8 protein-coding genes are annotated in these 12,484 nt (G+C 68.2%); 4 read left to right on the top strand and 4 right to left on the bottom strand.

Annotation, left to right across the window (positions count from 1 at the left end; all coding sequences use genetic code 11):
* The first annotated feature begins 15 nt into the window (after window positions 1-15).
* The 3 genes from lipJ to AC5Y47_RS10260 are packed head-to-tail and all read left to right on the top strand — an operon-like array spanning window position 16 to window position 3,873.
* The gene (lipJ, locus tag AC5Y47_RS10270; protein ID WP_499943845.1) at window positions 16-1,383 is read left to right on the top strand and encodes a bifunctional lipase/adenylate cyclase LipJ; all 1,368 of its coding nucleotides are present in this window, start codon (window positions 16-18) and stop codon (window positions 1,381-1,383) included.
* Window positions 1,384-1,405: 22 nt separating this feature from the next.
* The gene (locus AC5Y47_RS10265) at window positions 1,406-3,658 is read left to right on the top strand and encodes a heavy metal translocating P-type ATPase (RefSeq protein ID WP_499943844.1); all 2,253 of its coding nucleotides are present in this window, start codon (window positions 1,406-1,408) and stop codon (window positions 3,656-3,658) included.
* Window positions 3,655-3,873 (top strand): heavy-metal-associated domain-containing protein, encoded by a 219-nt coding sequence (locus tag AC5Y47_RS10260; protein ID WP_499943843.1) that lies wholly within the window; start codon window positions 3,655-3,657, stop codon window positions 3,871-3,873. Before AC5Y47_RS10265 ends, AC5Y47_RS10260 begins: the two co-directional genes overlap by 4 nt.
* An 8-nt stretch (window positions 3,874-3,881) precedes the next feature.
* On the opposite strand, the gene AC5Y47_RS10255 is transcribed toward AC5Y47_RS10260, so the two are convergent.
* On the bottom strand, window positions 3,882-5,846 hold the full coding sequence (locus AC5Y47_RS10255) for a cytochrome c oxidase assembly protein (RefSeq protein ID WP_499943842.1): 1,965 nt from the start codon (window positions 5,844-5,846) through the stop codon (window positions 3,882-3,884).
* Window positions 5,847-5,907: 61 nt separating this feature from the next.
* On the opposite strand from AC5Y47_RS10255, the gene AC5Y47_RS10250 reads away from it, so the two are divergent.
* On the top strand, window positions 5,908-6,519 hold the full coding sequence (locus AC5Y47_RS10250; protein ID WP_499943841.1) for a DUF5134 domain-containing protein: 612 nt from the start codon (window positions 5,908-5,910) through the stop codon (window positions 6,517-6,519).
* On the opposite strand, the gene AC5Y47_RS10245 is transcribed toward AC5Y47_RS10250, so the two are convergent.
* From AC5Y47_RS10245 to fadD10, 3 genes are read right to left on the bottom strand one after another with little or no spacing between them, the layout of a single operon-like run.
* Window positions 6,505-10,665 carry an AMP-binding protein gene (locus AC5Y47_RS10245; protein WP_499943840.1) on the bottom strand — a complete coding sequence of 1,387 codons (4,161 nt, stop codon included), beginning with the start codon at window positions 10,663-10,665 and terminating at the stop codon, window positions 6,505-6,507. The two genes, AC5Y47_RS10250 and AC5Y47_RS10245, sit on opposite strands and share 15 nt — an antisense overlap.
* Window positions 10,652-10,897, bottom strand: a complete 246-nt coding sequence (gene mmaB / locus AC5Y47_RS10240) for an acyl carrier protein MmaB (RefSeq protein WP_499943839.1) — start codon at window positions 10,895-10,897, stop codon at window positions 10,652-10,654. Before mmaB ends, AC5Y47_RS10245 begins: the two co-directional genes overlap by 14 nt.
* Window positions 10,890-12,476: a fatty acid--CoA ligase FadD10 gene (gene fadD10 / locus AC5Y47_RS10235; protein WP_499943838.1), complete on the bottom strand. Its 1,587-nt coding sequence runs from the start codon at window positions 12,474-12,476 to the stop codon at window positions 10,890-10,892. The genes mmaB and fadD10 overlap by 8 nt, the downstream gene beginning before the upstream one ends.
* Between the last annotated feature and the right edge of the window lie 8 nt (window positions 12,477-12,484).

Genomic DNA, 12,484 nt, shown 5'->3' with positions numbered 1-12,484 from the left:
CATTAGCCTGTAGCCGTGGCGCAGGTTCCCCGCACTCGCTATGCCAGCTGCAGCGAGGGCGACATCGCCTACCAGGTGTTCGGTGACGGACCGATCGACCTGCTGGTCCTGCCTGGGCCGTCCATCCCCATCGACACGGTCGACTCCGAGCCGTCGATGTTCCGCTTTCACCGGCGACTGGCCTCGTTCGCCCGGGTGATCCGCTACGACCAGCGCGGCATCGGGCTGTCGTCCCGGTTGTCGTCGCTGGACACGATCGGACCGAAGCACTGGGCCCACGATGCGATCGCCGTCATGAACGCCGTCGGCTGCGAGCGGGCGACGATCCTGGCCCCTGGGTTCACCTCGATGACGGGACTGGTTCTGGCCGCCGACTATCCCGAGCGGGTGAGCAGCCTGGTGTGCATCAACGGCGCCGCGCGCACGCTGCGCGGCCAGGATTACCCGATCGGCGCCGAGCTGGAAGCCAGCGATCCGTTCACCACGATCGCGATCGAACCGGACGCCGTGGAGCGCGGTTTCGACATCCTGCGCATCATCGCGCCGAGCGTCGCCGACGACGCCGCGTTCCGGGCGTGGTGGGACATGGCCGGTAACCGCGCCGCGTCCCCCAGCATGGCGCGGGCCATCATCGACGCCGTGCGGCACTCCGACGTGCGCGACACCCTGTCGCGGATCACCGCACCGACGCTGATCCTGCATCGCGACAACCGCAGCTTCTCCCCGGTCGAGCACGGGCACTACCTCGCCGAGCACATCACCGGAGCGCGCCTCGTCGAACTACCCGGCAACGACACGCTGTACTGGGTCGGCGACATGGCCCCGATGCTCGACGAGATCGAGGAGTTCGTCACCGGGGTGCGGCGCGGCGGGGACGCCGAACGGGTCCTGACCACGATCGTGTTCACCGACATCGTCGGCTCGACCGAGCGCGCGGCCCTGCTCGGTGACAACCGGTGGCGCGATCTGCTGGACAACCACGACACCATCGTCCGGCACGAGATCCAGCGGTTCGGCGGTCGGGAAGTCAACACCGCCGGAGACGGATTCGTCGCGACCTTCACCAGTCCGAGCGCCTCGCTCGCGTGCTGCGACGCCCTCGTGGACGCCGTCCGCGTGCTGGGCATCGAGATTCGGGTCGGCATTCACGCCGGCGAGGTCGAGGTGCGGGGCTCCGACGTGGCGGGCATGGCGGTGCACATCGCGGCCCGGGTCGCCGGGCTGGCCGGGCCCAGTGAGGTGCTGGTCTCCTCGACAGTGCGTGACATCGTCACCGGCTCGCGGCACCGCTTCACCGAGCACAGCGAACGTGCGCTCAAGGGGGTTCCGGGGCAGTGGCGGCTGTGCGCGCTCACCCGCGAGCACGCGCCGGTCACGTCCTGACTGCGCTTGTACGCTGGCGTGGATGGCGACTCCCGTTGTGCAGGACTCTGCGCGGGCGCGTCGGGTCCGGCTCGACGTGTCCGGCATGTCCTGTGCGGCGTGCGCCGCCCGGGTCGAGACCAAGCTCAACAAGATCCCCGGGGTGCGCGCCTCGGTGAACTTCGCCACCCGCGTCGCCACCGTCGACGCCCTCGACGTCGCCGACGATGACCTCTGTGCGGCGGTGCAGGAAGCCGGTTATCGGGCGGCCCCGCACGACGAGTCCGCCGTCCCGGACGCTGACGCGGTCGACCCGGACGCCGCCCACGCGCGCGGCCTGCTGCGGCGGCTGCTGATCGCCGCGGTGCTGTTCGTGCCGCTGGCCGACCTGTCCAGCATGTTGGCGATCGTGCCCAGCGCCCGGTTCCCCGGCTGGGGATTCGTGCTGGCCGCGCTGGCGGCACCGATCGTGACCTGGGCGGCGTGGCCGTTCCACTCCGTCGCGTTGCGCAACGCGCGGCATCGGACGGCCTCGATGGAGACGTTGATCTCGGTCGGCATCGTGGCCGCCACGGTGTGGTCGTTGGCGACGGTGTTCCGGCCGGCACCGCCGCGGGAAACGCACGGGATCTGGCAGGCGATTCTGCACAGCGACGCGATCTACCTCGAGGTCGCCGCCGGCGTCACGGTGTTCGTGCTGGCGGGACGGTATTTCGAGGCGCGTGCCAAGTCCAAGGCCGGCGGCGCGCTGCGTGCCCTGGCGGCGTTGGGTGCCAAGAACGTCACGGTCCTGCTGCCCGACGGGGCCGAGCTGGTGATCCCCGCCGCGGAACTCAAGAAGCGGCAGCGCTTCGTGACCCGACCGGGACAGACCATCGCCGCGGACGGTGTCGTCGTCGAGGGGACCGCGGCCGTCGACACCAGCGCGATGACCGGGGAAGCCAAACCCGTGCGCGCGTATCCGGAAGCAGCCGTGGTCGGCGGCACCGTCGTCCTCGACGGCCGGCTGATCATCGAGGCGACCGCGGTCGGCGCCGACACCCAGTTCGCCGCGATGGTCCGGCTGGTCGAGGAAGCGCAGGCGGAGAAGGCGGGCGCCCAGCGCCTCGCCGACCGTATTGCGGCGGTGTTCGTCCCGGTGGTGTTCGCGATCGCGTTGACGGCCGGGGCGGTCTGGCTGGCCGCCGGCGCCGGGCCGGACCGCGCCTTCTCGGTGCTGCTCGGGGTGTTGGTGATCGCGTGTCCCTGCGCGCTGGGTCTGGCGACCCCGACGGCGATGATGGTGGCGTCCGGGCGGGGCGCCCAACTCGGGATCTTCATCAAGGGTCACCGCGCACTGGAGACCGTCCGCGGCGTCGACACGGTGGTGTTCGACAAGACCGGCACCTTGACGGTCGGGCGGCTGACGGTGAGTTCCGTGACGACTGTCGAGGGGTTCGGTCGCGACGACGTGTTGGCGCTGGCATCGGCCGTGGAAGCCGCCTCGGAGCATGCGATCGCGGCGGCGATCGTGGCCGCTTCGCCGAATCCGTTGCCGGTCAAGGATTTCGCAGCGATTCCCGGCTGTGGCGTTTCGGGCATCGTGGACGGTCGCCGGGTCGAAGTGGGTAAGCCGTCCTGGATCACCCGGATGTCACCGTGCGACGACGCGCTGGACTCCGCGCGGCTGGACGGCGAGTCACGCGGTGAGACAGTCGTTTTCGTCTCGGTCGACGGCACGGTGTGCGCGGCGCTGGCGATTTCGGACACCGTCAAGGACTCAGCGGCCGATGCGGTGGCCGCGTTGCACCGGCGCGGGCTGCACACGGTGTTGCTCACCGGCGACAACAAAGCGGCGGCCGAGGCGATCGCCGCCCGGGTCGGCATCGACACCGTGGTCGCCGAGGTGCTGCCGCAGGGCAAGGTCGACGTGATCGAGCGACTGCGCGAGCAAGGCAAGACCGTCGCGATGGTCGGCGACGGCATCAACGACGGTCCGGCATTGGCTTGTGCCGATCTGGGATTGGCCATCGGACGGGGTACCGACGTCGCGATCGGCGCGGCCGACATCATTTTGGTGCGCGACGATCTCAGCATCGTTCCGCAGTCGCTGGACCTGGCGCGCGCCACGTTGCGCACCATCCGGTTGAACATGATCTGGGCGTTCGGCTACAACGTCGCGGCCATCCCGGTGGCTGCCGCCGGCCTGCTCAATCCGCTGATCGCGGGCGCCGCGATGGCGTTCTCGTCGTTCTTCGTCGTGTCAAACAGCCTGCGGCTGCGCAACTTTGGCCGCCAGTATGATTATTCACCATGACTGAACAGACATTCTCGGTCGACGGACTGCATTGCCAGGGTTGCGTACAAACCATCACCACCGCGCTGACGGCGTTGCGGCCGGTGAGCGCGGTCAGCGTCGATCTGAACTCCGAAGGCACGTCCGCAGTGCGCGTTTCGACCGACGTCGAGCTCACCCGGGAACAGGTTCAGGCGGCGCTGAGGGGCGAGGGCAACTTCACCGTGCTGGGCTAGCGCCGCGGTTAGCGCCGCATCCGCGCCAACTCGCGCAGCATCGCGTTGTAGGCCGCCAGATCGTCGTCGGCATAGTCGCTGTCGGCGTGGCGGTCGGCGCGATTCGCCACCTTACGGTCCTGCCGGGCCCACTGCGTCACCAGCGCGACGATGACGATGACCACCGGCACTTCGGTGAGGCTCCAAGCGATTCCCCCACCGAGGTGCTGATCGGCCAGTAGGTCGGACAGCCACGGCAGATTCACCGACCGGTAGAACATTTCGCCGACCGGCGACGTCATCGTCATCAACGCGATCCCGAAGAACGCGTGGAACGGCATGACCGCGAACAGCAAACCGATGCGCCCCGGGTAGGGCAGTCGGCGCGGTCCGGGATCGATGCCGATGATCGCCCAGTAGAAGAGATAGCCGACCAACAGGAAATGGACCGCCATGAACTCGTGGCCCCAGTGGTAACGGACCAGTGTGTCGAACAGCGGCGTGAAGTAGACGACGTAGGGCGAGCCCACGAAAAGCAGGAAGGCCACCACGGGGTGGGAGAAGAACTTCGTCACTCGGGAGTGCAACAACCAGGTCAGCCATTCCCGCGGCCCCGGCGGCCTGCCGTCGCCGGCCGGCCGCAGCACTCGCAGCGCCAGCGTCACCGGGCCGCCCAGCACCAGCAACACCGGGATGAACATGTTCAAGATCATGTGTTCGGCCATGTGGATACTGAACATCGCCGACCCGTACGCCCGCAGCCCCGAACTGCTGGTGAAAACCAAAGCGGCACAACCACTCAGCCACGCCACCAGCCGACCGACCGGCCACGAGTTGCCCTGGCGGCGCAACCCGAGGAAGCCGGCTGTGTACGCGATCGCCAGCACGACACCGGCCGTGCCGATCAGTCCGTCGAAACGCCAGAAGCTCAGCACGCCCAGGACGGACGGCGGCCGCGTCAGTTGGTAACCCAGAAAAACGTCCCAGCCGGTGAAGTCGTGCGTCAGCAACCGGGGCGCGGTCTGTACGGCCATCAGCGAGACCGCTGCCATGACCACCGTCATGACCAGTCCTGAGACCGCGCCGTCGACCACGTGTCGCTGCGACCGCAGGCAGCTTCCCAAGTCCGCCGACCACACCAACACCACCAGGACGGCGGCCACGAGACCCAGACGGGCGAACTCGGAGTCCAGGGCCCAACCGGGGATCAGCAGGTACAGCAGCACCGTCCCGTACGCCAGGACCAGCGCGCCGCAGACGACCCGCAGCACCAGCACCCGACGCGTGGGCGGCACGCCGAGCAGCGCCGCCACCGCCGCCAGTCCGGTCAACGCAGCCAGCGCAACCGCGAAGACGATGGCCGCGCTGGTCGCGTAGTCGTGATCGGGACCCTGCCCCGCGTTGCCGGTCACCGCGGTCGCGACGACGGCGAGCACCGTGGGTATCAACAGCACGACGTGACTGAGCCACCGGGTGCTGAAACGCAGGGTGATCGCGACCGGCACCGAGCAGACCAGCACGACAATCCAGGCCCGTGCCGCTTCGGAGAGGCCGACGGCGTCGAGCAGCATGCCCCTGCCCAACAGCACGTCTGGCCGCGCGCCGGTGTCGTGCGCGGCCTGCACGACCACCATCAGTGCGGCGGTCACCGGCCACCAGAGTGAAACCCGTTCGGCCACAAGATGAATCCGGAATGCCGCCGGATCCAGCAGCCCGTCCGGTGCTGGCCGCGACGTCACGGCGACCAATAGCAACGCGCCCAGACACAAGGCGCCCAGCATCGACGCGACGAAGTACCCGAGCGGCTCGGCGGCGCTGACGAAGGCGCCGGGGAACCCATTTCCGGCGGCGGCATAGTGCCGCGGCCCCGCGATCAGTCCATAGCCGGCGACTGCGACTGCGACGGTCACGACCGCACCGAGCAACAACGCGGTCCGCCCGCGAAACCCTCGCGCGGGCGACGTCGCGGCTGCGCTCAGCTCGTCGGTCTCCACCCCTGCAGCTTACGGCGGCACTTTCGCCGGTTCGTCGGTGCGACCGCATAGTCTGCGGGGAATGATCGAGGACCTGCCGTTGCGCTGGGCGGTCACCGCCCTGTTCCTGCTGAGCGCGGTGGGTGTCGCGGTCGCCACCGACCGGCGATCCTGGACCGCGAAGATCGGCCTCGCACTGCATCTCGCGATGGCGGTCGCGATGGTGGTGATGGCGTGGCCGCAGGGCCTGCAGCTGCCCGCGACGCCGGCCGAACTCTTCTTCCTGGCGGCCGCCGGGTGGTTCGTGATGACGGCCGTCCTCGCCGCCCGCGCGATAGCGACCCGGCTGTTGCGGAGCTATCACGCGGTGAAGATGCTGGCGATGGCGTGGATGTATGCGGTAATGGGTGGCCACCTGACTCCGGGTAATCCGCACGCGACACCGGATGTCTCGATGCCGGGAATGGAGATGGCCGAACCCGCAAGCTTGGCACCCGTGGGCTGGGTCGGCATGGCGAACTGGATATGGGTTGCGGTCTTCGTGGTTGCCGCCTGCGTCTGGGGTTACCGGTTCCTCACGCTGCGGCGCCGCCGGGGAACACGCCTGCGCCGCAAGCGGTTAGCCAGCGCCGTGCAGGCGACGACAGCGGCCGGCATGGCGATCGTGTTCGCCGCGCTGTCAGTGCAGGGTTGACGTCGAGTCACATCCGTGCGCGAGCAGGCTCGAAATCGGCTGTGCCGGCGCGTCGAGTTCGGTGACCGGTTCGATCCCGAGCGGAATCGTCGGGTAGTCCGCCAGGAACTCCGCGTACGTGCGTGCGCCGACGGTCATGCCCAGGCTCACCCAGCCATCCACCACCGACCATCTGCGCGGATTCCGGCGCGCCCAGTCGCTGTGGTCCAACCGGTGTTTCCACTCGGCGACGTCGAGTTCGTCGAGCGCGAACTCGTCGAGCAGCTTCGTGTATTTTATTGTCTCACTGCGCAATACGGTGATGTTCCGCCCTAACTCTGGGGCCCCGCCCAGTTCCGGCACGATGCCCAGGATCGCGCTCGCCGCGCCGTGGCCGGTGGTCACCTCTTCGGTCAAGGTCAGGGCGGGATAGGCCTGCACCGCGTGGCAGGCGTCGACGACCGACACCAGGACGTCGGCGGAGTCGCGCAGCTGGTAGTCCTCACCGAGCACCCGGGGAAGGCGCACGATGCTGAAGTCCAATGCAGGTGGGGCGCCGGCGACGATCAGCTCCGCCAGCGACTTGGACGCCGCATACGGATACGGTGCGCAGCGGGGATCGGTGACCCGAGCCGCGGTGACTTCCGCATCGACGACGAACGTCGACAGATGCACCAGCCTCGCACCGCGCTCGACACACGCCTCCACCAGCGCCGAGACCAAATCCACGTTGGCCGTGCGTAGTTCGCGATACGGGACGAGCACGTTGGTGTTGCCGATGCAGTTGATGACGGTCCCGGCGGCGGTGTCGCGCAGCAACGCATCCAGCTCTGGTCCACCGAAGTCGGCCGAAAGTCGTTCGATCCGTACCCCGTCGGTGGATCGCAGCGCACCCCACGGCCCCTCTTCAGGCAGTGCCGACCTGGTCGCCAAGACGACGTCGGGAGAGCGAACTCCGGATCGCTTCAGGTCCAGTATCGCCGCGGCGAAGCCGGTGCCCAGTATTCCCGACGCGCCCAGCACGACGATCGCGCCGTCCGCGTCGGTTCGCCGGCCGTCCCCCGCGGGCAGTTGCCGCGAAAGCGCGTCGAGGTCGCGCTGTATTTCGGCGGCGGTGTCGGCGTCCATCCACCCACCGGTGGACGCGGCGTCGGCGACCAGGTTGGCGGCGGTGTCGGCACTGATCAGATCGAAAATGGTGACCTGGCGCCGCAAGAACTTTCGGCTGTCCGGCAGGATCCGGATGAGGTCCAGGGAGCCGATTCCCTCGCCCAGCAGCGACGAGTCCGCGCGCAGCGCCGTGCCGAGTCGGTGGCTCCAGATCTGAGCGAGCGCGGCAGCCCGGTCATCGGTATCGGCGTCGTCGAGCTTCGTCTCCACGAACTGCGGCAGCGTCCGTAAGGTGTCGCTGTCCACCTTGCCGTTGGGCTTGCGGGGAACGTTGGGCACCCCGACGACGAAGAACGAGGACACCCCCGAGCTCACCAGGATCAGCCTGATGCGGGTGGCCGCCGCGGCGTCCTCGACGCCTTTCCGGGTCCGCGCCGTCTCGAACCACACGCCGAGGCCGCCGTTGTGCAACTCGACGGCGACGTCGGACACTGCGGGGTCTTCGGCGATGCGCCTGGTCACTTCCGCGATGTCGACACGCCTGCCGGAGATCTTCACCACGGCGTCTTTGCGTCCGGAGAAGATCGGAAACCCTTCGGCGTCAACGGTTACCCGGTCGGCGGTGGCAAACGCGCGGTATGTCGAACCGTCGCCGGCGGTCACGGTACCGAAGGCGCGGTCGTCGGTGCCGAGATAGCCCGCGGAGACCAGGTCGCCGACGATGACGATTTCACCGAAGGCAACGAACACGCTGCCCGGCACGATGGGACGACCCACCCTGAGCCGGGCGTCGGGTGCCTGGTCGCAAATACCCGGCACATAGGTGGCGACGACGGTTGTCTCGGTGGGGCCGTAGCTCGAGACGAGTGAGATCCGTTGTGCCGCGCCCGATTCGATCCACTTGTCGACGGCGCCCGGGCGGATGGCTTCACCGCCGACGACGATCTGCCGGAGATCGGAGTGGCGCATCTCCGCGATCGCGTCGCCGTCCTCACACAGCAGGTGCCAGACGGCGGTCGGCAGGTCGACGACCGTCGCACCGGTGACGCCGAATTCCTTTGTCAGAGCGCCGAAGTCACCTGTTTTCATGGCGGTGGTCCGGACGAGCCGCGAGCCGCACAGGGCGGCACCGAAAATCTCCTCGACGCTGATGTCGGACGTCAACGGAGCGCACTGCAGGATGGTGTCCTGCGGTCCCCACCCGTAGGCGCTGCCGGCCGCGTGGCAGAACAGCGCGAGCGAGCCGTGCGACACCCGGACCAGCTTCGGCTGTCCGGTGGACCCCGATGTCGGCATGATGTAAGCGGTTTGGCCGGCGAGGGACTCGTCGGCGGTCACCTGCGCGATACGCGCGTCGGCGAGGTCGCGGAGCGCATCGTCGAGGACCGCGGGAAGGTCTGCCGCAGTGACGTCGAGGGCGTGCGCGGTCAGATCAGCACCGTGCTCGCCGATTGCGGTCACCCGCGCCGCAACGTCGTCGGGGCGGTCGCAGACGCTGTACGCGAAACCGGCCAGGTGACAGGCGATCATCAGATCGATCGTCTTGTCACCGTCGTCATCGGTGAAGACCAGCATCGCACCGGGTGCACCGGCGTTCTGCGCCAGCCACGCAACCCAGCGGTGCACGAACGGCCGGGTCTGCAGGATGTCGGCGACGCCGGCGCCCACGAACCAGGCCGGCACCGGCGGCGGAGGCGTCCGCATCAGCCCACCGTCCGGAGTGAGCGCCCCGTCTGGGCCCGCCACCAACCATTCTTCGGCGATCGTGGCGATCGGCTGCTCCCATCGGGTCGCCATCGATTCCAGCGCCGTGGCGATCCGTGCCGCTATCGGTGTCTTGGTCCCAGGCAGATCCGCCCGGTCCCAGATGGCGAGGTCGAGGGTGCGCCGCTCTTCGTCCAGCACGCTCGCCACGGTCATGCCCTCGACGGGACCGATTGCCGTCGCTGTCGGTGCCTCGGACAGGAACGGGCGCAGGGCCGGCGCGCACGCCTCGCGGATGAAGTTGAGCGTCAACGCCTCGACGTGCGACGTCCGGTTGATCGCCAAATACATACGGCGGAAGTGTTCTTCACGCAGCCATCGACGTCGGACCGCCTTGACATAACCCCGGTCGAGAGCGCGAACCACGTCCTGTACCGACGCGAAGGGCGGGAATCGGACGGAGTGCGCCAGCGAATTGACCAGGCAGGTCGCGACATTCAGTTCCGGGTCGCCGAACCGGTTGTCCACGGCATGGACCAGCAGGCACTCGGTACTCTGCCGCAGGCTTGCGTGCACTGCCGTGGCCGCCGTTGCCACCAGCACATTGAGCGGGACCTGCTTGTCCTCCGCCAGGGCCAGGATCGCGTCGAAGGCGTCGCCGGAGATCGTCACCGATTCCCGCAGGACACCTCTGGCGGCGGAGCCCGGGGTGCTCTGGGCGGTCTGACCGGGTGCGCCCAGTCGCGCTTCGTCGGCGAGCTCACGCTGCACGGCGGGCGCCACTCGCTGCAGCGACTCTTCGACCTTGGCGTCTTCGCGTCGGTGCGCTCGGGCCAGTCGGGCCACACCCGTTGCGACACTGGGCACTTCGACTTCATCTCCGGCCGCGAGATGCCGCGCCAGGTCCGCCTCGACGATTCCGGTGGCGCCGCCGTCGACGACGATGTGGTGGGAGTGGACGTCCATGCCGGTCACGTCGCCGTGCTCGTCGGTCCAGACGGTGTAGCGCACCAGCGGCACACCGAGGATGCCGGCGGACCACTCGCGCGTCAGCTCCTCCTCGGCATGATCACACTCACCCGAACGCACCCGCACGATGTCGTCGAATGACAACCGCGCCACCAGTTCCGGATAGTCGTCACCCGGTTCCAGGACGCACAGTTGCACCGGGTTTTCCAGCACCGAGGCCTGCAGGGCGGTCATGAAACGGGGCAGTGGGAGCGGGCGGAAGCGGTATTGCTTCCCGATCAGGTACAGCGTCGGGTCGCCGTCCTGCACCACCCCGTTGTAGAGGTTGCGTTGTGATCGGCTCAGCGGAACCGCGTCAGCACAACCGTTTTCAAGCCGGCTCACTCGAGTACTCCAGCTCCCGGACCCAGCCCGCGATCGACAGGTTCTCGGCCAATCGGGACGGCAGATCGGATTCCCGGTCCACGCCGAGCTTCTTCATCAGCAGGACGAACCGCACGGAGTCCAGACCGAGATCTCTGAGATCGGTGGCGTCGCCGTCCATCAGGTCGGTTTCGTCGATGTACAGCACGTCGCAGACAGCGGCCAGGATTCGTTCCCTCGTCGTCTCAACCATGAGCACTCACTCCTACTCTGTCGCCGCTCACCGTGGCGGCCAGCGAGGCACGCATGACCTTGCCGGACTGGGTGCGCGGGATCTCGGTGACGATCACGATGGCCGCAGGCCGCGCCGCCGACTCCGACTGCTCGCGGAAGTGCGCGGCAATCGCTTGCTTGAGTTTGCGGCCCCCGAGTTCATCCAGCTCGGTCGCGGGGACGACGGCGAGTCCGACCAGTGCCCCGAACTCGGCGTCCGGGATCTCGTAGCAGGCGGCCTCCCGCACGCCGGGCACACCTTCGGCGATCCGGTCCACCTCGTCGGGCGCGACGTTCACGCCACCGGAGATGAACATCTCCGACGACCTTCCCTTGATGTAGAAGAAGCCGTCCTCGTGGCGCTCGAGCAGATCACCGGTGTTGACCCAGCCGTCGACCAGCACCTCGCTGGTGCGTTCGGGATTGTTCCAGTACCCCAACATGTTTGCCGGCGACTTGATCCACAGGGTGCCGAAGGAGGCCGACGGCGCAGCGTCCGGGGCGGTCGGGGTAGCGCCGTCCGGGCCGGCCAGATAGAACTCGACGCCAGGGTACGGACGGCCCACCGCGCCCGCCTCGATCTTGGCGATCGACCCATTGTCGGTGGGCAGACATAGTGCGGTGCAACCTGTTTCGCTCAGACCGTAGACCTGTGCGGTGCGGACGCCGGTGGCCTCGATGAAGCGCACGTCGGCCGCGATCGCCCGGGACCCGCCGTAGCCGACCAGGCGCAGCGACGGAATTTTGTCGTCGCTGGACTTCAGTTCGGCGACCAGTTTGGACAGCAGGGTGGGCACCAGGCAGGTGGTCGCAACCTCGTTGGTGTTCAGGATCTCCATCAGGGAGGTCGTGTTCTCCCCGCCGGTGACACACGCGCCGCCGCGCATCAGGCAGGTGAAGATCCACCACAGCCCGCCGATGTGCGTTGCGGGCAGCGGGGAATAGGTCGTCTCCCCGTCCACCCAGCTGACCCAGTCCAATCCGGTTTCGCGCAGGATGTCCGGGATGGCGAAGAAGGTGCGATTGGCCAGCAGCACGGCTTTGGGCTCGCCGGTCGTTCCGCTGGTGAAGATCATCGCCAGCGGATCCTCGGCGTCTTGGTCGACGTCGCCGACCTCGGTCACTTCGGCGGCGCCCGTCACGCCGGCGCTGACGTCGACCCTCGTCGCCAGTATCGACTGCAGGCCCGCCGGCAGCACCGAAGCCGCGATCCGGCTTCCGGGCGCGACGAGAATCGCACCCGGCGTGGTGATCTGGCCGAACCGTTCGATCGTCGCCGGCGGCAGGTTGCCGTCGGCCATCACCGCAATCGCACCGAGCCTGGCGCAAGCCAACACCGACAGGTAGGTCTCGGGTCCGTTGTCGGAAATGACGAGCACCCGCGATCCGCGCGAAATCGACTGCGCGCGAAGAGCCGCCGCCAGCCGATCCACTTCGGTGACGAGTTCGCCGTACCGGAGCGAGCTGCTGCCGTCGCAGCGGTGCAGGGCAATGGCCCCTGGCCGCTGTCGGGCCTGCTGAAAAACCCGCTCCAGCACGGTGTTTGGTAACTGAGACATGACGTGAA

This window comes from Mycobacterium sp. NGS22 (genome assembly GCF_059813095.1).
The sequence above is the reverse complement of the archived record's forward strand: the minus strand, read 5'-3'. Positions and strand labels throughout refer to the sequence as shown.